At 68.4% G+C, this 25,661-nt stretch carries 27 protein-coding genes; 10 read left to right on the top strand and 17 right to left on the bottom strand.

What is annotated here, in order from left to right; all coding sequences use genetic code 11:
- Positions 1-32: 32 nt before the first annotated feature.
- Positions 33-788 (bottom strand): DeoR/GlpR family DNA-binding transcription regulator, encoded by a 756-nt coding sequence (locus H3H55_RS04525; protein WP_193097808.1) that lies wholly within the window; start codon positions 786-788, stop codon positions 33-35.
- An 81-nt stretch (positions 789-869) separates the two neighbouring features.
- Between H3H55_RS04525 and H3H55_RS04530 the strand changes: the two genes are divergently transcribed.
- The 5 genes from H3H55_RS04530 to H3H55_RS04550 all read left to right on the top strand — a co-directional run bounded on the left by H3H55_RS04530 (position 870) and on the right by H3H55_RS04550 (position 3,844).
- Positions 870-1,469, top strand: a complete 600-nt coding sequence (locus tag H3H55_RS04530; protein ID WP_193097809.1) for an NUDIX domain-containing protein — start codon at positions 870-872, stop codon at positions 1,467-1,469.
- Positions 1,466-1,846, top strand: coding sequence for a DUF4406 domain-containing protein (locus tag H3H55_RS04535; protein WP_129513922.1), 381 nt, complete (start codon positions 1,466-1,468; stop codon positions 1,844-1,846). Before H3H55_RS04530 ends, H3H55_RS04535 begins: the two co-directional genes overlap by 4 nt.
- Before the next feature lie 182 nt (positions 1,847-2,028).
- Positions 2,029-2,895 carry an SIR2 family NAD-dependent protein deacylase gene (locus H3H55_RS04540; protein WP_193097810.1) on the top strand — a complete coding sequence of 289 codons (867 nt, stop codon included), beginning with the start codon at positions 2,029-2,031 and terminating at the stop codon, positions 2,893-2,895.
- A 188-nt stretch (positions 2,896-3,083) separates the two neighbouring features.
- A complete protein-coding gene (crcB, locus tag H3H55_RS04545; protein WP_129513924.1) occupies positions 3,084-3,470 on the top strand; it encodes a fluoride efflux transporter CrcB in 387 nt (128 codons plus the stop codon).
- Positions 3,471-3,493: 23 nt separating this feature from the next.
- Positions 3,494-3,844 carry a DUF190 domain-containing protein gene (locus H3H55_RS04550; RefSeq protein WP_193097811.1) on the top strand — a complete coding sequence of 117 codons (351 nt, stop codon included), beginning with the start codon at positions 3,494-3,496 and terminating at the stop codon, positions 3,842-3,844.
- A 24-nt stretch (positions 3,845-3,868) separates the two neighbouring features.
- Here H3H55_RS04550 and H3H55_RS04555 read toward each other — a convergent pair whose 3' ends face one another.
- Complete coding sequence (locus H3H55_RS04555; protein ID WP_193097812.1) at positions 3,869-4,432, bottom strand: YggT family protein; 564 nt, start codon at positions 4,430-4,432, stop codon at positions 3,869-3,871.
- A gap of 75 nt (positions 4,433-4,507) precedes the next feature.
- A complete protein-coding gene (locus H3H55_RS04560) occupies positions 4,508-5,437 on the bottom strand; it encodes a Rossmann-like and DUF2520 domain-containing protein (RefSeq protein WP_193097813.1) in 930 nt (309 codons plus the stop codon).
- Between the two features lie 514 nt (positions 5,438-5,951).
- Between H3H55_RS04560 and H3H55_RS04565 the strand changes: the two genes are divergently transcribed.
- A complete protein-coding gene (locus H3H55_RS04565) occupies positions 5,952-6,257 on the top strand; it encodes a hypothetical protein (RefSeq protein WP_027783774.1) in 306 nt (101 codons plus the stop codon).
- A 118-nt stretch (positions 6,258-6,375) separates the two neighbouring features.
- On the opposite strand, the gene H3H55_RS04570 is transcribed toward H3H55_RS04565, so the two are convergent.
- Positions 6,376-7,044: a LysE family translocator gene (locus tag H3H55_RS04570; RefSeq protein WP_193097814.1), complete on the bottom strand. Its 669-nt coding sequence runs from the start codon at positions 7,042-7,044 to the stop codon at positions 6,376-6,378.
- A gap of 58 nt (positions 7,045-7,102) precedes the next feature.
- Complete coding sequence (locus H3H55_RS04575) at positions 7,103-8,659, bottom strand: UbiD family decarboxylase (protein ID WP_193097815.1); 1,557 nt, start codon at positions 8,657-8,659, stop codon at positions 7,103-7,105.
- Between the two features lie 596 nt (positions 8,660-9,255).
- Between H3H55_RS04575 and H3H55_RS04580 the strand changes: the two genes are divergently transcribed.
- Positions 9,256-10,365 (top strand): lytic transglycosylase domain-containing protein, encoded by a 1,110-nt coding sequence (locus H3H55_RS04580; RefSeq protein WP_129513930.1) that lies wholly within the window; start codon positions 9,256-9,258, stop codon positions 10,363-10,365.
- 108 nt (positions 10,366-10,473) lie between these two features.
- On the opposite strand, the gene H3H55_RS04585 is transcribed toward H3H55_RS04580, so the two are convergent.
- From H3H55_RS04585 to H3H55_RS04605, 5 genes are all read right to left on the bottom strand, one after another.
- A complete protein-coding gene (locus H3H55_RS04585; protein WP_193097816.1) occupies positions 10,474-11,670 on the bottom strand; it encodes a pyridoxal phosphate-dependent aminotransferase in 1,197 nt (398 codons plus the stop codon).
- A gap of 64 nt (positions 11,671-11,734) precedes the next feature.
- Complete coding sequence (nusB, locus tag H3H55_RS04590) at positions 11,735-12,172, bottom strand: transcription antitermination factor NusB (RefSeq protein WP_129513932.1); 438 nt, start codon at positions 12,170-12,172, stop codon at positions 11,735-11,737.
- Positions 12,169-12,687, bottom strand: coding sequence for a 6,7-dimethyl-8-ribityllumazine synthase (ribH, locus tag H3H55_RS04595; RefSeq protein ID WP_011351235.1), 519 nt, complete (start codon positions 12,685-12,687; stop codon positions 12,169-12,171). The genes nusB and ribH overlap by 4 nt, the downstream gene beginning before the upstream one ends.
- A gap of 53 nt (positions 12,688-12,740) precedes the next feature.
- Positions 12,741-13,883 carry a bifunctional 3,4-dihydroxy-2-butanone-4-phosphate synthase/GTP cyclohydrolase II gene (ribBA, locus tag H3H55_RS04600; protein WP_193097817.1) on the bottom strand — a complete coding sequence of 381 codons (1,143 nt, stop codon included), beginning with the start codon at positions 13,881-13,883 and terminating at the stop codon, positions 12,741-12,743.
- Between the two features lie 199 nt (positions 13,884-14,082).
- Entirely contained in the window at positions 14,083-14,601 is a 519-nt protein-coding gene (locus H3H55_RS04605) for a DUF1993 family protein (RefSeq protein WP_193097818.1), read from the bottom strand.
- Positions 14,602-14,864: 263 nt separating this feature from the next.
- Here H3H55_RS04605 and H3H55_RS04610 point away from each other — a divergent pair, with 263 nt between their 5' ends.
- Both H3H55_RS04610 and H3H55_RS04615 read left to right on the top strand, forming a co-directional pair.
- Entirely contained in the window at positions 14,865-15,467 is a 603-nt protein-coding gene (locus H3H55_RS04610) for an O-methyltransferase (protein ID WP_193097819.1), read from the top strand.
- Positions 15,464-16,147 (top strand): GntR family transcriptional regulator, encoded by a 684-nt coding sequence (locus H3H55_RS04615; RefSeq protein ID WP_193097820.1) that lies wholly within the window; start codon positions 15,464-15,466, stop codon positions 16,145-16,147. Before H3H55_RS04610 ends, H3H55_RS04615 begins: the two co-directional genes overlap by 4 nt.
- A gap of 109 nt (positions 16,148-16,256) precedes the next feature.
- Here the strand turns inward: H3H55_RS04615 and H3H55_RS04620 are convergent, their stop codons facing one another.
- The 4 genes from H3H55_RS04620 to H3H55_RS04635 form a co-directional block, all read right to left on the bottom strand.
- Positions 16,257-16,886: a riboflavin synthase gene (locus H3H55_RS04620; RefSeq protein WP_193097821.1), complete on the bottom strand. Its 630-nt coding sequence runs from the start codon at positions 16,884-16,886 to the stop codon at positions 16,257-16,259.
- A 14-nt stretch (positions 16,887-16,900) separates the two neighbouring features.
- Positions 16,901-18,022, bottom strand: a complete 1,122-nt coding sequence (gene ribD, locus H3H55_RS04625; RefSeq protein ID WP_193097822.1) for a bifunctional diaminohydroxyphosphoribosylaminopyrimidine deaminase/5-amino-6-(5-phosphoribosylamino)uracil reductase RibD — start codon at positions 18,020-18,022, stop codon at positions 16,901-16,903.
- 15 nt (positions 18,023-18,037) lie between these two features.
- A complete protein-coding gene (hemL, locus tag H3H55_RS04630; RefSeq protein WP_014897811.1) occupies positions 18,038-19,321 on the bottom strand; it encodes a glutamate-1-semialdehyde 2,1-aminomutase in 1,284 nt (427 codons plus the stop codon).
- A 185-nt stretch (positions 19,322-19,506) separates the two neighbouring features.
- Positions 19,507-19,959, bottom strand: a complete 453-nt coding sequence (locus H3H55_RS04635) for a hypothetical protein (RefSeq protein ID WP_193097823.1) — start codon at positions 19,957-19,959, stop codon at positions 19,507-19,509.
- A gap of 222 nt (positions 19,960-20,181) precedes the next feature.
- Between H3H55_RS04635 and H3H55_RS04640 the strand changes: the two genes are divergently transcribed.
- Entirely contained in the window at positions 20,182-21,399 is a 1,218-nt protein-coding gene (locus H3H55_RS04640; RefSeq protein WP_193097824.1) for a Bcr/CflA family multidrug efflux MFS transporter, read from the top strand.
- Between the two features lie 99 nt (positions 21,400-21,498).
- On the opposite strand, the gene H3H55_RS04645 is transcribed toward H3H55_RS04640, so the two are convergent.
- From H3H55_RS04645 to zwf, 3 genes are all read right to left on the bottom strand, one after another.
- Positions 21,499-23,427, bottom strand: coding sequence for a bifunctional transcriptional regulator/glucokinase (locus H3H55_RS04645; RefSeq protein WP_129513941.1), 1,929 nt, complete (start codon positions 23,425-23,427; stop codon positions 21,499-21,501).
- Positions 23,405-24,085 (bottom strand): 6-phosphogluconolactonase, encoded by a 681-nt coding sequence (gene pgl, locus H3H55_RS04650; protein ID WP_193097825.1) that lies wholly within the window; start codon positions 24,083-24,085, stop codon positions 23,405-23,407. The genes H3H55_RS04645 and pgl overlap by 23 nt, the downstream gene beginning before the upstream one ends.
- A gap of 88 nt (positions 24,086-24,173) precedes the next feature.
- A complete protein-coding gene (gene zwf / locus H3H55_RS04655) occupies positions 24,174-25,643 on the bottom strand; it encodes a glucose-6-phosphate dehydrogenase (RefSeq protein WP_193097826.1) in 1,470 nt (489 codons plus the stop codon).
- Positions 25,644-25,661: the final 18 nt, after the last annotated feature.

A 25,661-nucleotide genomic window follows, 5' to 3' on the forward strand; every position in this document is an offset into this window, starting at 1 on the left:
GCGGCCGATTCGGCGAGCACGACCGGGCGTCGTTACGCGCGCACGACCGTCACGCCTGCCGCCTCGATCGGCTTCGTCAGCGCGGCGTCGGTCTCCTTCTCGACCACGACGGTTTGCGCAAGCGTGAGGTCGCCGATCACGAATTGCGATGCCGCGCGCAGTTTCGACTGCGACGCGAGCACGACCGTCTCGGCCGCGCGTCCGGCCAGTGCGCGCTTGATCGCCGCTTCCTCGAAATCGCCGGTACTCAACCCCGCGACCGGATGCACACCCGTGACGCCCATGAAGTACAGGTCCGCATGGACGCGCGCAATGCCTTCCATCGCGGCGGCGCCGACGGCCACGATCGAATGCTTGTAGAGCCGCCCGCCGATCAGGATCACGTCGATCGACGGATGCGCGGCCAGCGCGACCGCGACGCTCGGACTGTGCGTGACGATCGTCGCGCGCAGATCGGCCGGCAACTGGCTGACCAGCAGCGCCGAGGTCGTGCCGCCGTCGACGATCGCCACTTGCCCGGGCGCGATCATCTCCGCGGCGCGGCGCGCGATGCGCCGCTTTTCCGCGGTTTCGATGGCCTCGCGCTGCGCGAACGGCGCGACGGCCGGCGACGCCGGCAGCGCGCCGCCATGCACGCGCTGCAACAGGCCTTCGGCCGCCAGCTCGCGCAGGTCGCGGCGGATCGTGTCTTCCGACACGCCGAATTGCGTGCTCAGCTCGACCGCCAGTACCTGGCCGTCGCGCGCGAGCGCATCGAGGATCGCTTTCTTGCGTTGCGTCGTTAGCATCGTGTTTGCACGAAAATTCTTGAAGTTGCACGAATATGAACGTTACCATGGGCGCCATCTTTTGTCGAATGGGAGGTCGTGATGGCTGCAACGCGGGACCGTGTCCGCATCGTCGATACGACGGTGCTGTCCGATGACTGGTATGTGCTGAAGAAGGTGACGTTCGATTTCCTGCGCCGCGACGGAACGTGGCAGCGCCTGAGCCGCGAGACCTACGATCGCGGCAATGGCGCGACCATCCTGCTGCGCAACGCGAGCACGGGCGACGTGCTGCTGACGCGGCAGTTCCGGATGCCGGCGTTCGTCAGCGGGCACGACGGCATGCTGCTCGAAGCCGCGGCCGGCCTGCTCGACGACGCGACGCCCGAAGCGCGCATCCGCGCGGAGGCCGAGGAGGAGACCGGCTATCGCGTGCGCGGCGTGCGCAAGGTGTTCGAGGCGTTCATGAGCCCGGGCTCCGTGACGGAGAAGCTGCATTTCTTCGTCGGCGAATACGATGCGTCGCTGCGCACCGGCGACGGCGGTGGCGTCGCGGAAGAGGGCGAGGATCTCGAGGTCGTCGAGATGCCGTTGCAGGCCGCGCTGGATGCGGTCGAGCGCGGCGAGATCGTCGACGCGAAGACGATCATGCTGCTGCAGTACGTCGCGTTGCGGGAAACCGCCGGCGCGCGCACGGCATGACGCCGCTGCTCGTGCTGGTTGCCGGCCCATATCGCAGCGGCACGGACGGCGACCCCGCGCGCATCGCCGCGAACCTGCACCGGCTGGAAGCGGCGGCGCTCGCCGTGTATCGCCGCGGGCACGTTCCGATGATCGGCGAGTGGGTGTCGCTGCCGCTCGCCGCCGCGGCCGGGTCGCGGCAGGTTGGCGACGCAATCAGCGAGGCGTTTCTGTATCCGGCCGCGCATCGGCTGCTGCGGCGCTGCGATGCGGTATGGCGGATCGACGGCGCGTCGCGCGGGGCGGACGCAGATGTCAGTCTCGCGCGCAGCCTCGGCAAGCCGGTCTATTTCGCGGCCGACGAGATTCCGGTTGCGCACGACGATTCGGATAGCTGAGCAGGCGAGGAGGCGTCGGCCGGGGAATCGCCGGCTGCTCCCCGGATCGGCTGGCGCCTGCGTCGCCGGCGGCCGGACGTGCGTGGCGTCATGGCGTTGCATCGCGCATGCCGTGCGGTACCCAACCGGCGTATGATCGCGACGCCCCCTTGCGCACCGCTCGACGTTACCGCCGCCCCATCATGCCGTTCTCCGAATCCGCTGACTCCACTGCCACCGACGCGCAGCTGCCCGCCGATCTCGTCGCTTCCGCCGTTGACGCACTCGCTCGCGCCGACGCGTTGCTCGTGACGGCCGGCGCGGGCATCGGCGTCGATTCCGGACTGCCCGATTTCCGCGGTACGGACGGCTTCTGGCGCGCGTATCCGGCGCTGCGCCACGAGCGTTTCGAATTCCACGAGATCGCGTCGCCGCACGCGTTCCGTGCGCGTGCGCAGCTCGCGTGGGGGTTCTACGGGCACCGTCTCGCGCTCTACCGCGCGACGGTGCCGCATGCGGGCTTCGCGCTCCTGCGCCGCTGGATCGACGCGATGCCGAACGGCGGTTTCGTGCTGACGAGCAACGTCGACGGCCAGTTCCAGAAGGCCGGCTTCGATCCGGCGCGGATCGTCGAGATCCACGGCTCGATTCATGTGCTGCAGTGCCTGCGTCCCTGTTCCGACGACACGTGGGACGCGGCGCCGTTCGTGCCGGACGTCGACGAAGCCACTTGCCGCCTCATCGGCGAAGCGCCGCGCTGTCCGCACTGCGGCGGCCTCGCGCGACCGAACATCCTGATGTTCGGCGACACGGGCTGGGTCGGTGCGCGCTACGACGCGCAGGAACGTGCGTTGCAAGACTGGATCGCGCGGGCCGGGCGCGTCGCCGTCGTCGAAATCGGCGCGGGCACCGCAATTCCGACCGTGCGCCTGCTGAGCGAACGGCTCGGCGCCGACGTGATCCGCATCAACGCGCGCGAAGCGCATGCGCGCCGTGCGGATGTGATCGGGTTGAAGGGCGGCGCGCTGGCGACGCTGACCGCGCTCGACGCGGCCTGGCAACACGCGTGAACGTACCGGCGGCCGGGCGAATGGGCGTGCGTCGTGCCCGCCGTCGTCGTTGCAGCGGCGCGGCGAATCCGCATACAGTTCAGCTAGCACCGCCCGTGCATGCGCCGCGTGCGCCGGGAAACGGGCATCGCCCCGGGCAACCGGGGGCCGGCGGCTGAGTCCAGCCGCATCATCGACCGGGAGCGCCCTTGTTCTATTCGATCGTCGCGATCTTCGTCGGCGCCGGGCTCGGCGCGTTATTGCGCTGGTTCCTGAGCCTCGCGCTCAACGAATTCTTTCCCGAGGTGCCGCTCGGCACGCTCGCCGCGAACCTGATCGGCGGCTACGTGATCGGCGTTGCCGCCGTCGTGTTCACGGCCCGCGTCGGGCTGCCGCCCGAGTGGCGGCTGTTCGTGATCACGGGCTTCCTCGGCGGCCTGACGACGTTCTCGACCTATTCGGTCGAAGTGATGACGCATGCGCTCGAGGGCCAATTGGGATGGGCGTTTGCGGTGGCTGCCCTACACTTGATGGGATCGTTCGCGCTGACGGCGCTCGGCATGTGGACCGCGCGCGCGTGGCTCGCGGCGGCCTGAGCGTGCCGCCATCGGAGGGTGCGATGGACAGGATCTTCTTGCGCTTCTATCTGCACGAGCAGCACCGGCTGCACTGGAAGCCGCTGTGGGAATGGCTGCTGGAGGAGGCGAACCGGATGGGCGTCGCGGGCGGTTCCGCGTTTCGCGCGATGGCCGGTTTCGGCCAGCATCGCGTGCTGCACGAGGATCGCTTCTTCGAACTGCAGGGTTCGCTCGCGATCGAGGTCGAATTCATCGTCACCGAGGACGAAGCGCAGCAGTTGCTGGATCGGCTGTCGCACGAGAAGGTGCGCGTGTGCTACGCGATGATTCCGGCGCGCTTCGGTGTGATCGACACGCTCGGCGCACCGCCGGCGCAGGGGCCGGCGGCGTAGCGTACGGTGGCGTAGGTTACGCCGTCAGATGCCGAACATCGTCAGCGACACGGCGGCGCGCGTGACGAGCATCAGCAGCACCTGCACGATCACGAACAGCAGGATCGGCGACAGGTCGATGCCGCCGAGGTTCGGGATGACGCGGCGCAGCGGGTTCAGGAACGGCGCGGTGAGCTGGTAGAGGATCGGCATTGCCGGCGAGCGCGGGTTGAGCCACGACAGCAGCGCCATCAGGATCGTCATCCAGATCACGAGGTTGAGCGCCCACTTCACGACGGTGAGCAGTGCGACCACGACGAGCGTCGCGATCACCGCGGCTGGATCGAAGCCGGCCATCACGACCATCAGCACGACATAAACAAGCGCGGTGACCAGCGCGGCGACGACGCTGGCCCAGTCGATGCCGCGCACGCCCGGGATCACGCGGCGCATCGGCAGCACGAGCCAGTTGGTCGCCTGCAGTACGGCCTGCGTGACGGGGTTGTACGGCGGCACGCGGACGGCCTGCATCCAGACGCGCAGGATCAGCGCGGCGCCGAACAGCGTGAAGATGGTATTGAGCAGAAAACGGGCGATCTCGCCGAACATCGTTGGCATCCTTTTTATACAGTCAGTAGCGCGCGGCCGCCAACGCCGGATGGCGGCGCATCGGCCGACACCTTATCACGCCTCGTCTCGCGGCGGGGAGGGGTGCGCGGCCGTGCGCGCGAGCGACGTTTCGACGGCCTCGGCGAGCGCCGGCAGCGACGCCGGCGGCGCGGCGCGTTTCGCCGCGAGCGCGACCGCGCGGCGCGTCATCAGCGCGTACAGCGTCGCGTGATCGCCGCCGCGCGCTTCGAGCAGCGCGAGCTGGCGTTCGACGATGCCCGTATCGCCGCGCGACACGGGCCCGGAGAGCGCGTTCGCGAGCCCTTTGTCGCGGGCGGTCTCGATCGTGCCGGCGAGCATCGGCAGCAGCGCGCGCAGCGCGGCTTCCTCGTCGAAACCGAGGCCGCGCCACAGCTCGACCGCTTCCGACAGCCCGCACAGCGCGAAGCTTGCCGCGTAGTGCGCGGCCGCGTGATAGAGCATCCGGCCGCCGGCCGGAATCGACAGCGGATGGCAGCCGAGTGCGGCGGCAAGTCGCAGCAGCGCGGCATGCAGCGCGCCGTCGGCTTCGATCGTGACCGAGCAGCCGTCGATGCGGGCAAGGTCCGCGTCGGTGCCGCCGAACAGGTAGAGCGGATGGAAGCCGCCGGTGGCTGCGTGTTGCCGTTTCGCCGGATCGAGCAGCGCGACCGCCGACGCACCGCTGCAATGGACGACCGCCTGCCGCGCGGCGCGCGACGCGTCGAAGCGGAGCGCCGCGGCGGTCGACGCGAGATGATCGTCGGGCACCGTCAGGAAGATCAGGTCGGCCGCGTCGACGACCTGCTGCGGCGTATCGACCGCCTGGCAGCCGTCGATGCGCGCGGCGAGGGCCGCGGCCGATGCGGGTGTGCGGCTCGCGACCGCGACGACGGGAAAGCCGGCCTGCGCGAAGCGCTGCGCGACACAGCGCGCGAGCCGGCCGGCGCCGATGAAGCCGAGGCGGGGTGTGTCGGGGAGGGACATGGCAGCGACGGAAGCGAAAACGGAGCAGCCGCCAGTATCGCAGGAATGACGGCGGGGTCGACGGAGGTCGATTTCCGCGCAGACGCGCGTATTGCTTACCGGTATGCGGCGCGATCCACTTGCGCCGTGGTGTCCGCCATCATCGTTGAAGCGCGACCGTGGAATCCGACCCCGAAATACATCGCACGCGTGTTCCACTTGAAACGTCGGCGTCTTGTCGCAAATTTGTAATCGTTCATTACGCCCGCGTGCCCGCCCTGCGGGCCGTATCCGGTAAGACTGACCGGCCATGGTGTTGCGACCCGACTCGTCGGACGGAATCGCGCGACCCGCAAGGATCGCGGCATGCTCCGGAAGCCGTGCCGAACGGCGGCTGCGGCCGCGTGCAATTGCAATTTGCAACAAATGTGCGATACGCGAGGGGCGGGTTTTCGCTACATTGCTTCCATGCGACGTGCACGCCCGCCGTTGCCGACAGGGGCGCAAAAAATACCGCTCCAGCAGGAGAATCGAAGTGAAAAAGCTCATTCCGTTCATCGCCGCCGCCGCGCTGGGCCTGGGTGCCGCAAGCGCTGCGCAAGCTCACGTGTCGATCGGGGTCGGCATCGGTATCCCGGTCGCACCGGCATACCCCGTCTATGCACCGCCGCCGCCCGTGTACTACGCGCCGCCGCCTCCGCCCGTGTATTACGCACCGGCGCCGGCCTACTATGCGCCGCCGCCCGCCGTGGTTGTCGGCGGCTACGGCGGTTACTACGGTCGTCCGTACTGGCGTCATGGCTATGGCGGCTGGGGCCATCACGGCTACTGGCGTCGCTGATCCGTCCCGCGCGGCCTGACCGCGCGTGGCAAAACGGCGCAACGTCCCGTCGAGGGGCGCTGCGCCGTTTTTCATTGGGGCCGCCGCCTGGTGCGCGGCCCGTGCAGGTCGCCTTCGATTACACGGCGTGCACGATCAGGTCGCGGTAGCCGCCGACGATCACGCTGTACGAGAAATACGCGAACAGCAATGCCGACGCGACATGGCACGCGCGCATCAGCCCGGCGCCCGCGCGCTTGCGGCCCTGGCTTGCGAGCGTGCACATGAAGAGCGTCCACGCGAGGCCGCCGAGGAAAAAGCCCGACAGGAACACCGACGCCGTCGCCGGCGTGGTCGCGCCGGCTTTCGCGATCAGTGCGCCGCCGACCGCCGCGAACCACAGGATCGCGCTCGGCGAGGACATCGCGAGCAGCATCCCGCGCAGGAAACTGCGCCGTGCGCTTGCACGCGGCGGCTGCGCATCGTCCGCATCGTCGTCGGCCACCTTGGGCGGGAACAGCGCTTCGCGCGCCATCTTCCACGTGAGGAACAGCAGCACGGCGCCACCGCCGATCCACACGATCCAGCGCACGGGCTCGAACTGCAGCAGCACGGCCATCCCCGCGAGCGCGAGCGCCGCGTAGACGAGATCGCCGACGCACGAGCCGACGCCGAGCCAGAAGCCCGGCCGGAAGCCGTGCGACAGCGTCAGCGACAGCATCGCGACGTTCACGAGGCCGATGTCGAGACACAGCGACAGCGACAGAAAGAAACCGTCGGACAGCATGGAGGCGGGCGGAAAGCTCATCTTCGTTGTTCTTGTGGTGGGTGCGAGGCACGGGCCGGCGGTTGCCGGCCGCATGGCTTCAGAGGCCGATCTCCTGCCACAGCCGGTCGACGCGTGCCTTCACGGCCGCATCCATCTCGATCGGGCGGCCCCATTCGCGGTTCGTTTCGCCCGGCCACTTGTTCGTCGCGTCGAGCCCCATTTTCGAGCCGAGACCGGCAACCGGCGAAGCGAAGTCGAGATAGTCGATCGGCGTGCTGTCGACCATCACCGTGTCGCGCACGGGGTCGACGCGCGTCGTGATCGCCCAGATCACTTCCTTCCAGTCGCGGATGTTCACGTCCTCGTCGACGACCACGATGAACTTCGTGTACATGAACTGCCGCAGGAAGCTCCACACGCCGAACATCACGCGCTTCGCATGGCCCGCGTAGCTCTTCTTCATCTGGACGATGGCCATCCGGTAGCTGCAGCCTTCGGGCGGCAGGTAGAAGTCGGTGATCTCCGTGAACTGCTTCTGCAGCAGCGGCACGAACACCTCGTTGAGCGCGACGCCGAGCACCGCGGGCTCGTCGGGCGGTTTGCCCGTGTAGGTCGAGTGGTAGATCGCGTCGCGGCGCATCGTGATGCGCTCGACGGTGAACACCGGGAACCACTCCTGCTCGTTGTAATAGCCGGTGTGGTCGCCGTACGGGCCTTCGAGCGCGTGCTCGTACGCGGCGGACGCGTTGCCGGCCGGGCGCGGCGGTGCGCCGGCCGGAGCGGGGGCGGGGGCGCCGTTCTGCGGGTGGATGAAGCCTTCGAGCACGATCTCAGCGCGCGCGGGCACCTGCAGCGTGTCGACGCCGGGCGTCAGGCACTTCGCGAGCTCCGTGCGGCTGCCGCGCAGCAAACCGGCGAACTGATACTCGGACAGCGAGTCGGGCACGGGCGTCACCGCGCCGAGCGTCGTGGCCGGATCGGCGCCGAGCACGACCGCGACCGGATACGGCTTGCCGGGGTTCTGCAGCGCGAATTCGCGGAAGTCGAGCGCGCCGCCGCGGTGCGCGAGCCAGCGCATGATCAGCTTGTTGCGGCCGATCAGCTGCTGGCGATAGATGCCGAGGTTCTGGCGCGTCTTGTTCGGCCCGCGCGTGACCGTCAGGCCCCACGTGACGAGCGGCCCCGCATCGCCGGGCCAGCAGGTCTGGATCGGCAGCTTGTGCAGGTCGACGTCGGCGCCTTCCCAGACGATCTCCTGGCACGGCGGCGACGATACCGATTTCGGCGCCATGTCCCACACGGCCTTCGCGAGCGACAGCAGCTTGCCGGCGTCCTTCAGGCTCTTCGGCGGGTCGGGCTCCTTCAGCGCGGACAGCAGGCGCCCGAGATCGCGCAGCGAACCCAGCGCGGCGTCGTCGCCCGCATCGACGCCCATCCCGAGCGCGACGCGGCGCGGCGTGCCGAACAGGTTGCCGAGCACGGGGAACGCATTGCCGGGCGGCGCATTGAACAGCAGCGCAGGGCCGCCGGCGCGCAGCACGCGGTCGCACAGCTCGGTCATTTCGAGCACGGGCGACACGGGTTGCGTGACGCGCCGCAGTTCGCCAAGTGCCTCAAGGCGCTGGATGAAATCGCGTAAGTCTTTGTATTTCATGAAGAAGGTCCGGGCGGCCCGCTTGACGGGCCGCGATGGGTGGGCGCAGCGGCCGGCTGCGGCCCCGATTCGACCGACGATTTTACCCGGGCCGCCGCGCGGGCGCCCGGCGGAGAAAAAAGTCGACCGCGCGCAAACCCCCTACGGCACGGGGCCTCCGATCTGAAGAGCGGTTTTAAATTACTTTTTGTTATAATTTCAAGGTTTTATAGTGTTGACGATCTATAAAACCCTGCTAGAATCCGCTCACATTGGTTGCAGGGTAAAAGGCTTCGAGCCACCAATCACCGATCTTTGACGCAGCGCGTCACCGTCCGCCGAACCCTGCACGGCGTATCCGACGGCTTTAGTCGTAGTCCCAGCCAGCGCTACCAGACGCTGGTTTTTTGCGTGGGTGCCACCGCGTATGCCCGCCTCGCCCATTGTGCGAAGGTGCCGGCCCTCTTACACCGTGGCCTCGAACGGTACTTATACCGTTTCTCCGATGCCTGCACGTCCCAACCAAGGCGTGCGGCGTCGTGATTCCGCGGCGCGTATTCTGTCTCGCCATCGAGCTGAGCGAGCCGCACGAGTCATGTTCATGGGAGATGATCTGAATGAACGCTTGGTTATCGTGGCGTCCCAACGAGCAGCATGCGCAAATCGTGCGCAACATGCTGCGTCGCGGGACGCGAGTCAGTCACCATCTATTCAGCGTTGTCGGCTGTTTCGCTGTTGCGGTTGCGCTTGCCCTGTGGCTGCTGCCAACCGTGCGCGGCACGCTCGCCGCAAAGCTGATGCCGGTCGTATCCGCGGCCGTGCAGGCCGGGCCAGCCCGTCTGTTGTCCGGCCACCCGCTGCCGAACTTCGCGCCTGCCGGCGCGCAGCCGCAGCAGGAAGACAGTCCTGAAACGGACACGCTTGCGGTCGGCCTCGATGTCGCACCGGAAGCCGCCGCGCAGGGCGATGCGTCCGATCCGGCCCGCAACGGCCCGTCGCCCGTCGCGCTTGCAAAACTGATCCCGACCCAGCGGGTGCCGGCCGATGCGCGCGACGATCGTGCGCTTGCGTCGAACCGCGAACAGGCGCTCGTCGCGACCTATCTGTCGCGACGCTACCGCATTGCGCAGGAGCCGCTCGGCCAGCTCGTCAAGGCCGCGTTCCAGACCGGCCGTGACGTCGGCCTCGATCCGCTGCTGCTGCTGTCCGTGATGGCGATCGAGTCGGGCTTCAACCCGTACGCTGAAAGCGGTGTCGGCGCGAAGGGCCTGATGCAGGTGATGTCGAAGGTCCACTCCGACAAGTTCGAGTATTTCGGTGGCACCGACACCGCGCTGCAACCGCTCGCGAATCTGCAGGTCGGCGCGCTCGTGCTGAAGGACTGCATCGCACGCGGCGGCTCGCTCGCGAACGGCCTGCGCCTGTACAACGGGTCGACGAACCCCGACGACACCGCGTACGGCTCGAAGGTGATGGCCGAGCGCGGCCGGCTGCGCGACGTGTCGCACGGCCGCAGCGTGCCGGTCAACGCGCCGCAGGCGCCGGCCCAGCCGGCGAAGCCGATCGTGACGGCTGCGGCCGTGACGGCAGGCGGCGCGAAGCGCGTGCACGCAACGCTCGACTCCGCTACGTCGGTGAAGGCCGCGCCGAAGGAAACGTCGCCGCAGGACGACGCGAGCGTCGACACCGCGAAGCAGTCGCACGACCATTCGGAGCTCGGCGCGTAACATCACGCGTCCCGCGCGGTTCCGGCCGGCATAAAGAAAAAGGCACCCGAGATCGGGTGCCTTTTTCTTTATGCGATGCGGGAAGTGGCCGGCGTGCCGGCCGCGGCGTCAGCGCTGCCCGAACAGCGTCGCGAGCCGTTCGACCGCCTCTTCGAGCCGCGAGTAGGCCGTCGCATAGGACAGGCGGATATAGTCGTGCGGCGCATGGACACCGAAGTCCATGCCGGGCACCAGCACGACACCCGCGTCGTGCAACATCGCCTGCGTGAGCGCGGCGCTGTCGCCGGCCGCCGGGTGGGCGACGCCGCCGCAATGCGCATACACGTAGAACGCGCCGTCCGGCATCACGGGCACCGTGAAGCCGAGCCGTTCGAGTGCCGGCGCGATGAAGTCGCGCCGGCGCTTGAATTCGAGCCGGCGTGCTTCGTAGATGTGGAGCGCGGCCGGCTCGAAGCACGCGAGCGCCGCGTGCTGCGCGAGTGCGGACGGGCAGATGAACAGGTTCTGCGACAGCTTCTCGAACGTGCCGACCAGCGCGGGCGGCACGACGAGCCAGCCGAGCCGCCAGCCCGTCATGCTGAAATACTTCGAGAAGCTGTTCACGGTGATGACGTCGTCGCCGAACGACAGCGCCGACACCGGCGCCGCGTCGTAGCTGAGCCCCTGGTAGATCTCATCGACGATCGTGAAGCCGCCGCGCGCACGCACGGCTTCGACGATCCGCTTCAGTTCGTCCGGTTCGAGCGACGTGCCGGTCGGGTTCGACGGCGACGCGAGCAGCACGCCGCGCGTGCGCTCGCCCCAGCGCGTGCGGACGTCGTCCTCGGTGAGCTGGAAGCGCGCGTCCGGGCCGCTCGGCACGAGCACCGCGCGGCCTTCGGCCGCGGCGACGAAGTGCCGGTTGCACGGATACGACGGGTCGGGCATCAGCACCTCGTCGTCGCGGCCGACGAGCGCGAGGCACGCGAGCAGCAGCGCGGCCGACGCGCCGGCCGTCACGACGATCCGTTCGGGGCTGATCGTAAGGCCGTACGCGCGCAGATAGTGCGCGGCGATCGCCTCGCGCAGCGGCGAAATGCCGAGCGCGCTCGTGTATTGCGTGACGCCGCGGCGCAGTGCGGCGGCGGCGGCTTCGACGACAGACTCCGGCGCGGTGAAATCCGGCTCGCCGATGCCCATGTGGATAACGTCGCGCCCGGAGGACTCGAGCCGCTGTGCCTCCTTCATCAGTTCCATCACGTAGAAGGGCTGGATCGCGTCGACGCGTGCGGCGAGCGTGACGAGCGAGTCGGCGGTGGTATTCATCGGTCGGGCGGGGCGGGGAGGGAGAATGAAAAACGGGCGCTTGCGCGCCCGTGGACTAACGGTGTCAGCCGTTGCGGCGCGCCTGCGTTTCCGCGGGGCGCAGCTTCGCGGCGAGCTTGTCGAGCACGCCGTTGACATATTTGTAGCCATCGGAGCCGCCGAACGTCTTCGCGAGTTCGACAGCTTCGTTGATGATCACGCGATACGGCGTTTCGACGTGGTGCGTGAGCTCGAACGTCGCGATCAGCAGCACGGCGCGTTCGACCGGCGACAGCTGTTCGATCGGACGGTCCAGCGACGGCGTCAGCGCTTCGACGAGCGATGCTTGCTCGCGGATCACGCCGTGCAGGATGGCTTCGAGCAGATCCTTGTCAGCCTTGTCGTAACCGAGTGCGCCGCGCAGCTGCGCATCGATCTCGCCGGGGGCCGCGTTCGACAGCAGCCATTGGTACAGGCCCTGCGTCGCCAGCTCGCGCGATTGTCGGCGGGCGCTCTTCTTCATGCGCGCTCCTCTTCGTCGTCTTCGTCTTCTTCTTCGTCCTCGTCGTCGTCGCCGAGCTGGTCGAGCGCCATCGTCAGGTTCGCCATCTCGACAGCGACGCGCGCGGCGTCACGACCCTTTTCGGTCATGCGCGCGACGGCCTGCTCGTCGTTTTCGGTCGTCAGGACCGCGTTCGCGATCGGCAGGTTGAAATCGAGGCCGATGCGGGTGATGCCCGCGCCGCTTTCGTTCGACACGAGTTCGAAGTGGTAGGTCTCGCCGCGGATCACCGCGCCGAGCGCGATCAGCGCGTCGAACTGGCCGCTTTCCGCGAGCTTTTGCAGCGCGAGCGGGATTTCCAGCGCGCCGGGGACCGACACGAGCAGCACATCTTCACCGGTGACGCCGAGGCGCTCCAGTTCTTCTACGCACGCGTCGGCGAGGCCGTTGCACACGGGCTCGTTGAAGCGCGATTGCACGATGCCGATACGCAGGCCGTCGCCTTCGAGATTCGGTTGGTATTGTCCGATTTCCATGATCTTGTCCGTGGTGTGGATGAGCGGTTATAGGGCGAAAGCGTCGTGGCGGGTTACGCGTTGGACGCCGGGCAGGACTTGGCTTCGCCGCCGGGCATCGGAATGAAGCCCGTGACTTCGAGGCCGTAGCCGGACATGCTGCCCAGCTTGCGCGGATTCGACAGCACCTGCATCTTGCCGACGCCGACATCGCGCAGGATCTGCGCGCCGATGCCGAACGTCTTGAAATCGACCGGCCGGCGCTTGAGCGCAGCGGCCTTTTCTTCCTCGTCGAACGCCTTGAAGACGTCGATCAGGTGTTCCTTCGTATCGCCGCAGTTGAGCAGCACGATCACGCCGAGGTCGCGTTCCGCGATGTCGCGCATCGCGGCGTCGAGCGTCCACGAGTGCGTCGATACGCCCGTTTCGAGCAGGTCGAGCACCGACAGCGGCTCGTGCACGCGCACGGGCGTATCGATGTCGGGCGACGGCGTGCCGCGTACCAGCGCGATGTGCGGCGAGCCGCTTGGCTGGTCGCGGTACAGCACCGCGCGGAACGTGCCGTGCGCGGTCTGCATCGTGCGCTCGGCGATCCGCTCGATGATCGATTCGGTGCGGCTGCGGTACTGGATCAGGTCGGCGATCGTGCCGATCTTCAGATCGTGTTCCTTCGCGAATTCGATCAGGTCGGGCAGGCGCGCCATCGTGCCGTCGTCCTTGATGATCTCGCAGATCACCGCGGCCGGCGTGAGGCCGGCGAGCGCGGTGAAGTCGCAGCCCGCTTCGGTGTGACCCGCACGCACGAGCACGCCGCCCGGCTGCGCCATGATCGGGAACACGTGGCCCGGCTGCACGATGTGCTCGGGGCGCACGTCGTGCGCGACCGCCGTGGCGATCGTGTGCGCGCGGTCGGCGGCCGAGATGCCGGTCGTCACGCCTTCGGCCGCTTCGATGCTGACCGTGAACGCGGTGCCGTATTGCGTGCCGTTGCGGTAGGTCATCAGCGGCAGGTGCAGCTGCTTGCAGCGTTCCTGCGTCAACGTCAGACAAACCAGGCCGCGGCCGTACCGGGCCATGAAGTTGATCGCTTCCGGCGTGACGAATTCGGCGGCGATCACGAGGTCGCCTTCGTTTTCGCGGTCTTCTTCGTCGACCAGGATCACCATCCGGCCGGCTTTCAGCTCGGCGATGATGTCGAGCGTGGAGGCGAGCGTCATAAGGGGGCGAGAAAGAGGAAAGTGCGTATTTTACGCCAGCCGGACGGCGTTTCGGCTGGCACGGGTCGCGCGCGGCAGGCAAGCGCTCCGGAAAGCGCTGCGGCCGGCCTGCGCGGCAGGCCCGGCCGGGCCGCGGCGGGTTGCCTGCGCGTGGGCGCGGACGGTTGCGGGCCGGGCTTTGCCCGGCCGCGCGTCAGCGTCATGCGTGCTCGTTGCGCCCGCCGAGGTAGTCGAGCTTGCCGAGCTCGACGCCGCTGTGGCGCAGGATGTCGTACGCGGTCGTCACGTGGAAGAGGAAGTTGGGCAGCACGAAGTGCAGCAGGTACGACTGCCCGGTGAATTCGATCGGGCCGACGCGCATCTTCAGCACGATCTGGCGCGCCTCGCTGCCGTCGATCTGCGCGGCATCGAAGCTGTTCAGATAGTCGACCGTCTTCTGGATGCGCGCGTGCAGTTCGTCGAAGGTCTGTTCGACGTCCGGGTAGCTCGGGATCTCGGCGCCGGCGAGCCGCGCGGCGCAGCCCTTGGCCGTGTCGGTCGCGATGTAGACCTGGCGGACGAGCGGCAGCATGTCCGGGTAGAGGCGGGCGCCGATGAACACCGACGGATCGATCTGCTTCTCGGCCGCGTGCGCCTGCGCCTTGCCGAGGATGTGCTGCAGGTTGGTCAGGCCACGGATCAGCACGGGCAGCGAAGCCTGGTACATCGAGATGGACATGGGGACGACTCCTTGAGGATGAGGGCGATCGGTGCGCGCCGTGCGTTGCGGCGTTGAATCCGCTGTCGATGCATCTTAGCGCGGCGGCATGACCCGTGCGCGTCGCTGGCCATTCGGCCAGGTGTCGGGTCGCCGATCGGCAGGCGGGCGCGATACGGTTCGTCCTGCTTGCGCGCGAACGATGCCGGCCCTCGCCGGCGTTGCACGTCGAAGCGAAAAAGCTTGTATCATGAAACACGAAACATGAAGCAATGGGGACCCGCATGATCGAACTCGACAGCGGTGCGTCGGCCGTACTGGCCCGGCTGGCGTCCTTCGGCCAGGACAACGACGCGCGGATGGACGACCGCAGCCGCAAGATGCTCAATCTCGAGCCGCCCACGGCCGAGCTGCTGTACCTGCTCGTCACCGGCGCGCGGCGTCGGCGCGTGCTCGAGATCGGCACGTCCAACGGTTACAGCGCGATCTGGCTCGCGCATGCGCTGCGCGAAACGGACGGGCAGCCGCTCGTCACCGTCGAGTTTTCGCCCGACAAGGCCGAGCAGGCGAGGGCCAACCTGCGCGCGGCGTCGCTGCAGGACTGGGCGCAAGTGATCGAAGGCGATGCGACGCAGGTCTGCGCGGCCGTGACCGGCCCGTTCGACTGCGTGTTCTTCGATGCGGACCGCGTGAGCGCGCCGCGGCAGCTCGCGCACCTGTTGCCGAAGCTGACGCCCGACGCGCTGCTCGTCGCGGACAACGCGCTGTCCCATCCGGACGAGATCGCCGGCTATCTTGCCGCGGTCGATGCGTCGCGGCAGTTCGACACGACGATCGTGCCGGTCGGCAAAGGGCTCCACATCGCACGTCGCCGGAGGTCCGCATGACGCGCGCCATGCTCGAACGCACGACACTGGGGCGCGACGCATATGGGGCGATCAGGGAGATGCTGGTCGACGAAGCGCGCTTCGCGGCGGGCGAGAAGATCAGCATCGAAGCGCTGTCGCGCGATCTCGGCATCAGCCGCTCGCCCGTGTGGGCAGCAGTGTCGCGCCTGGAGGCCGAGGGGCTGCTGCAGGTCGTGCCGCGCCAGGGTGTCTTCGTCATTGCCTTTGACCGCGCGCGGATCGTCGCCATCTTCGAGGCGCGCGAGGCGCTCGAAGGCATGGCCGCGCGTCTGGCGGCGCAGCGCATGACGCCCGACGATCACGCAGCACTGGATGAAGCGCTGTCGCGACAGGCGCGCGCGGTCGCGACGCACGACGGCGACGCGTACCGCATCGCCAACCTCGACTTTCACCACGGGTTGCTCGCGACGGCGCGCAATTCGACGATCGAGACGTCGCTCAGGGCGCTGTATGCGCAGGTGCAGACGATGTGTGCGGGCGGTGCGAGCCCGATGGACGACTGGGAGCGACTGGGCGGGAATGTCGCCGAACATCGGCAGGTGTTCGACATGATCGCGAAGCGCGACGCGGATGCCGCGGAGCGTGCGGCGCGCGAGCATGTCCGGCAGTTGCTCGCGACGATTCTGGCGCGCGCGGGGGAAGAGGGTGCGGATGCCTGATCGCCTGCGGAAAGCCAGCGGGCGACGGCAAGAAGGATGAAGGAATGCGGCGGCAGTCAGGGCCCGGTCATCGGGTCGTTAACCGCCGTTTCGGCGAGCGCCGGCGCGATCAGTCCTGATGGGCGCCCTGCGACGTCGACAGCATCCGCTCCACATACCGCGCAATCATGTCGACTTCGAGGTTGACCTTGTCGCCGGTCTTCACGTGGCGCAGCGTCGTGACCTCGACCGTGTGCGGAATCAGGTTGATCGAGAATTCGCAGCCGTCCGCGCGATCGTCGATCGTGTTGACGGTCAGGCTCACGCCGTTGACCGTGATCGACCCCTTGTACGCGAGATAGCGGCCGAGCTCGCGCGGCGCGACGATCCGCAGTTCGTGCGACTCGCCGACCGGCGCGAAGCGCGACACGGTGCCGAGGCCGTCGACGTGGCCCGACACGATGTGCCCGCCGAGGCGGTCGTGCGCGCGCAGCGCCTTCTCGAGATTCACGTCACCGGGTTCGGCGAGACCGACTGTGCGGTTCAGGCTTTCGCGCGATACGTCGACATCGAACGCGGTGTCGGTCTTTTCGATCACCGTCATGCACGCGCCCTGGATCGCGATGCTGTCGCCCAGCGCGACATCGGCGAGGTCGAGCCCACCGGCCAGCACCGTCAGGCGCACGCCGGCATCGGTCGACGTGCCGAGCGGCTGGATCGATTCGATGCGGCCGACAGCCGCGACAATTCCGGTGAACATCGTGACGATTCCGTTCAATGAGACGCGTCGGGCGGCGCGAAGCGCGCCAGGATCCGCAGGTCGTCGCCGATCCGCTCGACCCCGTGAAACGTCAGTCGCGTGCGTGCGGCGAGACTCGCCGGCGCGGCGAGGTCGAACATGCCGGCCGCGTCGGCGCCCAGCAGGCTCGGCGCGAGATAGACGAGCAATTCGTCGACGCACTGTTCGCGCAGCAGCGACCCGTTCAGCTTGTGGCCGGCCTCGACGTGCAACTCGTTGACGCCGCGTGCGCCGAGCGTCGACAGCATTGCGGGCAGGTCGACCTTGCCGTGCGCATTCACGAGCGGCACGATTTCCGCGCCGCGCGCCCTCAGCACGTTCGCGCGCGCTTCGACGCTGGCGTCGAGCTGGCCGCAGAAAATCAGCAGCGGCGCGCCCTCGAGCAGCCGCGCGTCGAGCGGCAGGTCGAGGCGGCTGTCGACCAGCACGCGCTGCGGCTGGCGCGGCGTGTCGATGTCGCGCACGGTCAGGAGCGGGTTGTCCTCGCGCACGGTGCCGATGCCGGTGAGGATCGCGCAGGCGCGCGCGCGCCACGCGTGCCCGTCGAGGCGTGCGGCCTCGCCGGTGATCCACTGGCTTTCGCCGGACGGCAGCGCGGTGCGGCCGTCGAGCGACGCGGCGGTCTTCATCCGCACCCACGGGCGACCGCGCGTCATCCGCGACACGAAGCCGATGTTCAGCTCGCCAGCTTCATGCGCGAGCAGTTCGCAGCGCACGTCGATGCCCGCGTCGCGCAACATGCCGAGGCCGCGCCCCGACACCTGCGGATTCGGGTCTTCCATCGCCGCGACGACCTTCGCGACGCGCGCTTCGATCAGCGCGTTCGCGCACGGCGGCGTGCGGCCGAAATGGCTGCACGGCTCGAGCGTCACGTAGACGGTCGAGCCCGCGACATCATGGCCGCGCGAGCGTGCGTCCTTCAGCGCCTGCACTTCCGCGTGATCCTGGCCGGCCGGCTGCGTGAAGCCTTCGCCGATCACGTCGCCGTCCTTGACGATCACGCAGCCGACGCGCGGGTTCGGCGCCGTCGTATACATGCCGCGCGCGGCGAGCGCGAGCGCACGCTGCATGTGGGCGAAATCGGTATCCGAGAACATGCGCGCGGACCCGGGTCAGGCGGCGAGTGCCGCGAACGCGCGGCGCGCGGCCGCGAGCGTCGCGTCGATCACCGCGTCGTCGTGCGTGCTCGACACGAAGCCGGCTTCGTACGCGGACGGCGCGAAGTACACACCCTCGTCGAGCATCAGGTGGAAGAAACGATTGAAGCGCTCGGTGTCGCTCTTCGTGACTTCCGCGAAGCTGGTCGGCACGCGCTCGGCGAAGTAGAGGCCGAACATCGCGCCGATCGAGTCGGCCGCGAACGGCACGCCGGCGGCGCGCGCTTCCGCGGCGAGGCCGTCGGCGAGACGCTTCGTCTGTGCGGTGAGCGCGTCGTAGAAGCCCGGCGCCTGGATCAGCTGCAGCGTCTTCAGCCCCGCGGCGACCGCGATCGGGTTGCCCGACAGCGTGCCGGCCTGGTAGACGCCGCCGAGCGGTGCGAGGTGGGCCATGATGTCGCGGCGGCCGCCGAACGCAGCGGCCGGCATCCCGCCGCCGATCACCTTGCCGAGGCAGGTGAGGTCGGCCGTGATCCCGTAATACGCCTGCGCGCCGCCGAGCGCGACGCGGAACCCGCACATCACCTCGTCGAAGATCAGCACGGCGCCGTGCTTCGTGCACAGCGCGCGCAGCGCGTTCAGGAATTCGGGCGTGCCGCGCACGAGGTTCATGTTGCCCGCGACGGGCTCGACGATCACCGCGGCGATCTCGTCGCCGAACGCGCCGAATGCTTCTTCGAGCGCGGCGACGTTGTTGTATTCGAGGACGGTCGTGTGCTTCGCGATGTCGGCGGGCACGCCGGCCGACGTCGGGTTGCCGAACGTCAGCAGGCCCGAGCCGGCCTTCACGAGCAGGCTGTCCGCGTGGCCGTGGTAGCAGCCCTCGAACTTGACGATGCGGCTGCGGCCCGTGAAGCCGCGCGCGAGACGCAGCGCGCTCATCGTGGCCTCGGTGCCGCTCGACACCATCCGCACCTGTTCGATCGACGGCACCAGCTTGCAGATTTCCTCGGCGATCTCGATCTCGGCTTCGGTCGGCGCGCCGAACGAGAAGCCGTCGGCGAGCACGTTCTGCACGGCCGACAGCACTTCCGGATGGACGTGGCCGACGATCATCGGGCCCCAGGAGCCGATGTAGTCGATGTACTGCTTGCCGTCGGCATCCCAGAAATACGGGCCTTGCGCGCGCGCGACGAAACGCGGCGTGCCGCCGACCGAACGGAATGCGCGCACCGGCGAGTTGACGCCGCCGGGAATGGTCTTCTGGGCGCGTTCGAAGAGGATCTGATTGTTGGACATGGACGAAACCTGCGAGAGAAGGGCGCGGGGGCCTGTGCACGGGCCGCGGCGCCTGGGCGGAACGATCGTCTGATTGTACCGGAGACGCGCTCGGCGGGCCCGCGGGCCGGTCTGCGGCCTTTCGGCGCGTGGGGGATTGCGCGGGCCGGAAAGGAGGGTGCGATTCGACCCGGCTACCGGCCCGGTTATCGCGGCGGCTTGCGCTTGCCGGTCAGTTCGGCCCAGCGCTTCTCGAGCGGACCCTCGACCATCGGCTTGATCGACGTGCCGGATGATTGCGCATCCCAGGTCTGTACCGAGTACGGATGGATGCGCAGCGCGTCGCGCGCGATCACGACGTCCTGGTGCGCGTCGACCAGCCAGTCGTACACGAAGTCGATGCACAGCCGGTAGCCGCGTTTCGTCGTCGCGTCGGGCACCTCGTAAGGCGCGCGCGTCACGTAGCCGGAGCCGAACACACCCTTGGGCTCCTTCGCGACGCGGTGCAGGAACACGCGGTCGCCCGGCAGGATGCCGCGCGCGAAGCCGCAGCCCCACACGTCATGCACGGCCTCGCCGGCCTTCACGCGCGCGGCGACGTCGGGCAGCTCGGGCCATGGCCATTTCTTGGGGCTCCAGATCAGCAGGAAAGCGGTCATCGGTTCGATCGTGCGTCGGATTGGTCAGACGAGAGCCGCAAGCTTAATCGAATCCGCGGCGATCTCGCGCGGCGGTGCTTCCGGGCCCGCCGCCGCACACGGCCGGCGGCCGTGAAAAAGTTGCGCGTACAATCATGGGCCCGAGCGCGCCATCCACGGCGCGGCCTCCCGTCTTCACCGCCACGCGCGCCCCGATGCGCGCGGGCTCCATTCCGGATACCCATGTCTCACGTCGTCCGGCGCCGGCCCGATGCCCGGCTGATCCTGTTGCTCGGCGCGCTCGCCGCCTGCGGGCCGATTGCCACCGACATGTACCTGCCGAGCCTGCCGTCGATCGCCGACGGCTTCTCCGTCAGCCCCGGCGCCGCGCAGCGCACGCTGACGAGCTTCATGGCCGGCTTTTCGGTCGGCATGCTGCTGTACGGTCCGCTGTCCGATACGTGGGGCCGCCGTCCGGTGCTGCTCGGCGGCATCGCGCTGTTCACGCTCGCGAGCATCGGCTGCTTCGTGTCGGGCTCGATCGACATGCTGATCCTCGTGCGTTTCCTGCAGGCGCTCGGCGCCGGCGCCGCGTCGGTGCTTGCCCGTGCGATCGCGCGCGACGCGCACGAGCCGAGCGACGCGGCGAAGGTGCTGTCGATGGTCGCGATCGTCACCGCAGTCGGGCCGCTGCTCGCGCCGCTCATCGGCGGCCAGATCCTGCGCTTCTCCGGCTGGCGCGGCGTGTTCGTCGTGCTGGCGGTGTTCGGCGCGGTGTGCGCGGCGACCGCGTACCTGCGCGTGCCCGAAACCTGGCCGAAGGAGCGGCGCAAGAGCACGGCCGTGCTCGCGTCGTTCGCATCGTACGGGCGCATCCTGTCCGATCCTGTTGCGTGGGGGCACATGCTGTGCGGCGGGATGGCGTTCGCGTCGATGTTCTCGTACATCACTGCGACGCCGTTCGTGTACATCGAGTATTTCCACGTGTCGCCGCAACACTACGGGCTGCTGTTCGGCCTGAACGTCGTCGGGATCATGATCGGCAACTTCGCGAACACGCGGCTCGTCGGCCGCATCGGCTCGCTGCGCATCATCGCGGCCGCGTCGCTCGTGAGCTGCATCGCGTCGCTCGCGGTCGCGCTCGTCGCGCTGACCGGGTGGGGCGGGCTGTGGTCGATCGTCGTGTGCCTGTTCTTCGTCGTCGGCGTGGTCGGGATCCTGTCCGCGAACTGCACGACCGACCTCATGCATCGTTATCCGCACAACGCGGGCGCGTCGGCGGCCGTGTTCGGCGCGATGCAGCTCGCGCTCGGCGCGCTCGCGAGCGTCGCGATCGGCGCACTCGCGGACGGCACGCCGTTCGCGATGGGCGTGACGATCGGCGTGTCGGGCGTGCTGTGTTTCGCCGGCCGCTACCTCGTGCTGCGCTGGCACGGGCGGCCGGTGAAAGCGGGCGCCTGAACCGGCAGCCGGAAGGCACAAGGAAAAACGCCACCGCGCGCGATGCGCCGGTGGCGTTTTTGTTTGGCGTGCAGGAAGCGGCCGACGCCGCACCGTGCATCAGTCCCGCGCGACGTCCTTCGCCGCCGGCGACGCGCCGTGGCTCAGCCAGTCGAGCACGTCGGCCGTTTCGTCGTCGTTCGCGCGCGCCTTCGCCTGCGCGACGGCCTCGGGCAGCTCGCCGTTCGTCGACGCGCGGCGGATCGCGACGCCGACCGCGAGAATGTCGATCATCAGCAGATGCAGGATCCGCGAGATCATCGACAGCTGCGACTCGCGCATCTCGATGTGGTCGGTCTCGAGCGCGACGGTCGCACGCTTCGCGAGCGGCGTGTTGCTCGACGTGATCGCGATCACCTTCGCGCCGGCCTGCATCGCGACATCGAGCACGCGCAGCAACTCGGGCGCGCGCCCCGACTTCGACACCGCGACGATCACGTCGCCCTTGCCGAGCAGCGCGGCCGACGCGGCCTGCATGTACAGGTCGCCGTACGCGATCGTCGGAATCCCGAAGCGGAAGAACTTGTAGTGCGCGTCCTGCGCGACGATGTTCGAGTTGCCGAGCCCATAGAACTCGATACGCCGCGCGCCGTTCAGGATCTCGATCGCGTTCTCGACGTGTTCGAAATTCAGGTGTTCGCGCAGCTGCAGGATCGCCGACACCGTGTTGTCGAGCACCTTCGCGCCGAAGTCGGTGGCCGTGTCGCCGAGATGCACCTGGCTGTGGCTCATCGGGATCGTGCCGGTGAGGCCGGTGGCGAGCTTCAGCTTGAAGTCCGACAGCCCCTGGCAACCGAGCGAGCGGCAGAAGCGGATCACCGTCGGCTGGCTCACGTCGGCCTTGCGCGCGATGTCGACGATCGGGTCGTTGATGATCGAGCGCGGGTGGTTCAGCGCGAGATCGGCGACACGGCGCTCGGCCGGCGTCAGCGCGTCGCGCATCTGGCGGATCCGTTCGAACACGGCCGACGATGCGCCGCCCGAGCGGTTCGACAGCTGCTCCGCGAGGATCGCCGACACGCCGAGGAACGCCGGGTATTCGGCGGTGATCAGGTAGGTCGGGATGTTCTCGAGATAGTGCGTGAAACGGCCCTTCGCCTCGAAGCGCGCGCGGAACGACGAGCGCGTGAACAGTTCGCCGAGCTTCAGCGCGACGCCGCCGCCGATGTAGACGCCGCCGAGCGCGCCGAGCGTCAGCGCGACGCTGCCGGCGAACGCGCCGAGAATCCCGCAGAAGCATTCGACCGTCTCGAGCGCGAGCGCGTCGCCCGCATGCGCGCGTTCGACGATCTCCACCGTGTCGATGGTCGCGGCGACGCGTTTCTTGTCGCGCGCGGCGAGCGCGCGATAGATGATCTCCATGCCGGGGCCCGCGCACACACGCTCGAACGACACGTGCGGAAACTTCTTGCGCGCGTACTGCAGCACCAGATCCTCACGCTCGTCCTGCGGCGCGAACGACGCGTGGCCGCCTTCGCTGCCGAGCGCGATCCAGCGGTCGTCGGCCGGAATCAGCCCCGACACGCCGAGCCCGGTGCCGGGCCCGAGCAGCCCGATCACGCTGTTCTGGCGCCGCGCGCCGCCGCCGACCTGCACGCGCTGCGCATCGGTCAGGCCCGGCAACGCCATCGCGAGCGCGGTGAAATCGTTGACGACGAGCAGCGTGTCGAAGCCGAGCGCACGGCGCGTCGCCTCGATCGAGAAGCTCCAGTCGTGGTTGGTCATCGTGACCTGGTCGCCGTCGACCGGATTGGCGATCGCGATCGCCGCGTGATTCACGCGGCTGATCTTCACGTCCTTCAGGTACTTGCGGATCGCGTCGGTGATCGTCGGGTAATCGGCGCCGGGATACACGCGAATCTGCGTGATCTCGCCCGGGCCGGTTTCCAGCGCGAAGCGCGCGTTGGTGCCGCCGACATCCGCGAGCAGGCGCGGGCCGTCGGCATGCTGACTCGCGACGACCGCCTTACTTTGCGCACCAGTAGACATCGAGCTGGGTCCCCTTGTCGTTGGCCAGTTGGGAAATCGCGTTCTTCTGCAGCGACGCGGCCGCGGCGTCGAGCACGTCGCGCTTGGCGGGGCCCGCGATCAGCAGGAACAGCCGGTCGACGCGCTTGAGCGCATCGAGCGAAAAGCTGACGCGCGCATGCGGCGCAGCGCCGGGATGCACGGCGACGAAACGCTCGGGCGTCGCGATCGCGTGGTCCCATTCGGGTGCGTCGGCGAAGATCGATGCGGTGTGGCCGTCTTCGCCCATGCCGAGCACCGCGACGTTCGGCACGCGGTAGTCGGCATTCGCGTTCAGCGCGGCGACGTGCGCGTCGAGCGACGTGCGTGTGTCGACGAGCGGCAGGAAGCGGGCGGGGGCCGCCGCGTGCTGCAGCAGCGTGTCGCGCACCAGGTGCGCGTTGCTCGCCGCGTCGCCTTCCGGCACCCAGCGGTCGTCGACCAGCGTGACGTCGACGCCGGCCCAGTCGAGCGCCGCATGCGACAGCGTTTGCAGGAACGGGCGCGGGCTCGTGCCGCCGGACACCGCGAGCGTCGGCCGCGCGGGGTCGGCGAGCGCCGCGCGCAGCGCGTCGCCGACGGCGCGCGCGAGCGCTTCGCTTTGCGCTTCCTGGGTGTCGAAAGCGTGGATCTCGATCACATCTCCTCCGGACTGCTTTGTCTATTTAAATCGTATGAATCGTGGGGCACGTTGCCGGACGCGGTCGCGCGCACGGCAACGGTCTGCATCAGTTTTCTTCCTCGAGCCAGCAGGTGTCGTGCTGCGCGAGCATCGCACTCGCCGCGGCCGGCCCCCACGTGCCCGCCGCGTACGGCTTCGGCGGCTTCAGCGAGCGCGCCCATTCGTTCAGGATAGGCTCGACCCAGCGCCATGCGGCTTCCTGTTCGTCGCGACGCACGAACAGCGCGAGCCGGCCATTGATCACGTCGAGCAGCAGGCGCTGGTACGCCTCCATCTGTCCTTCCTTGAAGAACTGGTCGAACGCGAGGTCGAGGTGCACGCTCGCGAGGTTCATCCCTTCGCCGGGCTGCTTCGCGAGGCAGTACAGGCGGATCGTCTCGTTCGGCTGCAGCCGGATCACAAGGCGGTTCGAACCGGCGCGCAGCGCGGTCGGTCCGAGCGCCGAGTGCGGCACCGGGCGGAAGTTGACGACGATCTCCGCGACACGGTCGGCGAGACGCTTACCGGTGCGCAGGAAAAACGGCACGCCGGCCCAGCGCCAGTTCTCGATCTCGACCTTCAGCGCGACGAAGGTTTCGGTCGCGCTGTCGGGCTTCACGCCCGGTTCGGTCGCGTAGGCCGGCACCTGCGCGCCCTTGATCACGCCCGCATGATACTGGCCGCGCACGGCGACCTTGCCGATATCGCGCGGATCGATCGGCTTCAGCGCGCGCAGCACGCGCAGCTTTTCGTCGCGTACCGAGTCGGAATCCATCGAATGCGGCGGCTCCATCGCGACGATCGACAGCAGCTGCAGCAGGTGGTTCTGCACCATGTCGCGCAGCGCGCCCGTATTGTCGTAGAAATCGCCGCGCGCCTCGACGCCGAGCTCCTCGGCGATCGTGATCTGGATGCTCTCGACCCATTCGCGGCGCCACAGCGGCTCGAACAGCGCGTTGCCGAAACGCAGCGCGAGCAGGTTCTGCACCGGCTCCTTGCCGAGGTAGTGGTCGATCCGGTAGATCTGGTCTTCCGCGAAGATCTCGCCGACCGCGTCGTTGATCGCATTCGACGAGCGCAGGTCGTAGCCGAGCGGCTTCTCGAGCACGATGCGCGAGCCTTCGTTCAGCCCGACCGACGCGAGCGCGTTGCAGATCGGCACGAACAGCGACGGGCCCGTCGCGAGATAAAACACACGAATGCCGGGCAGCGACGCGATCGCGTCGCGCAGCACGACGTAGTCTTCCGCGCGGCCGAGATCGAGCTTCACGTACTCGATGCGATCGAGGAAGGATTTCCACGCGGCTTCGTCGAGCGTGGTGCCGGCCGCCTTGGCCGCATGCGGCTTCACATGCGTATCGACCCACTCGAGATAACCCGCCCGATCCGATTCGTGCCGCGCCACTGCGACGATCCGGCCGCTCTCCGCCAGCATGTTCGCGCGATGCGCTTCGAACAGCGCAGGCAGGATCTTGCGCATCGACAGATCGCCGGTGCCGCCGAAAAGTACGAAGGTAAAGCTGGAATCGGTATGCATGTGTCTCCGCCGGGTTGG

This window comes from Burkholderia sp. Z1, from assembly GCF_014893795.1.
Classification (GTDB): Bacteria; Pseudomonadota; Gammaproteobacteria; order Burkholderiales; family Burkholderiaceae; genus Burkholderia; species Burkholderia theae.

Excerpts from the sequence above, each read along its gene's own strand:
- H3H55_RS04535 (WP_129513922.1), top strand. The coding sequence starts at position 1,466 with ATGACGCCGCTGCTCGTGCTGGTTGCCGGCCCATATCGCAGCGGCACG.
- zwf (WP_193097826.1), bottom strand. The coding sequence starts at position 25,643 with ATGCATACCGATTCCAGCTTTACCTTCGTACTTTTCGGCGGCACCGGC.
- ribD (WP_193097822.1), bottom strand. The coding sequence starts at position 18,022 with ATGTTCTCGGATACCGATTTCGCCCACATGCAGCGTGCGCTCGCGCTC.
- H3H55_RS04585 (WP_193097816.1), bottom strand. The coding sequence starts at position 11,670 with ATGAATACCACCGCCGACTCGCTCGTCACGCTCGCCGCACGCGTCGAC.
- H3H55_RS04610 (WP_193097819.1), top strand. The coding sequence starts at position 14,865 with ATGATCGAACTCGACAGCGGTGCGTCGGCCGTACTGGCCCGGCTGGCG.
- H3H55_RS04605 (WP_193097818.1), bottom strand. The coding sequence starts at position 14,601 with ATGTCCATCTCGATGTACCAGGCTTCGCTGCCCGTGCTGATCCGTGGC.
- H3H55_RS04540 (WP_193097810.1), top strand. The coding sequence starts at position 2,029 with ATGCCGTTCTCCGAATCCGCTGACTCCACTGCCACCGACGCGCAGCTG.
- H3H55_RS04530 (WP_193097809.1), top strand. The coding sequence starts at position 870 with ATGGCTGCAACGCGGGACCGTGTCCGCATCGTCGATACGACGGTGCTG.
- H3H55_RS04580 (WP_129513930.1), top strand. The coding sequence starts at position 9,256 with ATGAACGCTTGGTTATCGTGGCGTCCCAACGAGCAGCATGCGCAAATC.
- hemL (WP_014897811.1), bottom strand. The coding sequence starts at position 19,321 with ATGTCCAACAATCAGATCCTCTTCGAACGCGCCCAGAAGACCATTCCC.
- H3H55_RS04640 (WP_193097824.1), top strand. The coding sequence starts at position 20,182 with ATGTCTCACGTCGTCCGGCGCCGGCCCGATGCCCGGCTGATCCTGTTG.
- H3H55_RS04575 (WP_193097815.1), bottom strand. The coding sequence starts at position 8,659 with ATGAAATACAAAGACTTACGCGATTTCATCCAGCGCCTTGAGGCACTT.
- H3H55_RS04615 (WP_193097820.1), top strand. The coding sequence starts at position 15,464 with ATGACGCGCGCCATGCTCGAACGCACGACACTGGGGCGCGACGCATAT.
- H3H55_RS04550 (WP_193097811.1), top strand. The coding sequence starts at position 3,494 with ATGGACAGGATCTTCTTGCGCTTCTATCTGCACGAGCAGCACCGGCTG.
- H3H55_RS04620 (WP_193097821.1), bottom strand. The coding sequence starts at position 16,886 with ATGTTCACCGGAATTGTCGCGGCTGTCGGCCGCATCGAATCGATCCAG.
- H3H55_RS04635 (WP_193097823.1), bottom strand. The coding sequence starts at position 19,959 with ATGACCGCTTTCCTGCTGATCTGGAGCCCCAAGAAATGGCCATGGCCC.
- H3H55_RS04570 (WP_193097814.1), bottom strand. The coding sequence starts at position 7,044 with ATGAGCTTTCCGCCCGCCTCCATGCTGTCCGACGGTTTCTTTCTGTCG.
- H3H55_RS04645 (WP_129513941.1), bottom strand. The coding sequence starts at position 23,427 with ATGTCTACTGGTGCGCAAAGTAAGGCGGTCGTCGCGAGTCAGCATGCC.
- H3H55_RS04555 (WP_193097812.1), bottom strand. The coding sequence starts at position 4,432 with ATGTTCGGCGAGATCGCCCGTTTTCTGCTCAATACCATCTTCACGCTG.
- nusB (WP_129513932.1), bottom strand. The coding sequence starts at position 12,172 with ATGAAGAAGAGCGCCCGCCGACAATCGCGCGAGCTGGCGACGCAGGGC.
- H3H55_RS04525 (WP_193097808.1), bottom strand. The coding sequence starts at position 788 with ATGCTAACGACGCAACGCAAGAAAGCGATCCTCGATGCGCTCGCGCGC.
- H3H55_RS04560 (WP_193097813.1), bottom strand. The coding sequence starts at position 5,437 with ATGTCCCTCCCCGACACACCCCGCCTCGGCTTCATCGGCGCCGGCCGG.
- ribBA (WP_193097817.1), bottom strand. The coding sequence starts at position 13,883 with ATGACGCTCGCCTCCACGCTCGACATCATCGCCGAGCTGAAAGCCGGC.
- ribH (WP_011351235.1), bottom strand. The coding sequence starts at position 12,687 with ATGGAAATCGGACAATACCAACCGAATCTCGAAGGCGACGGCCTGCGT.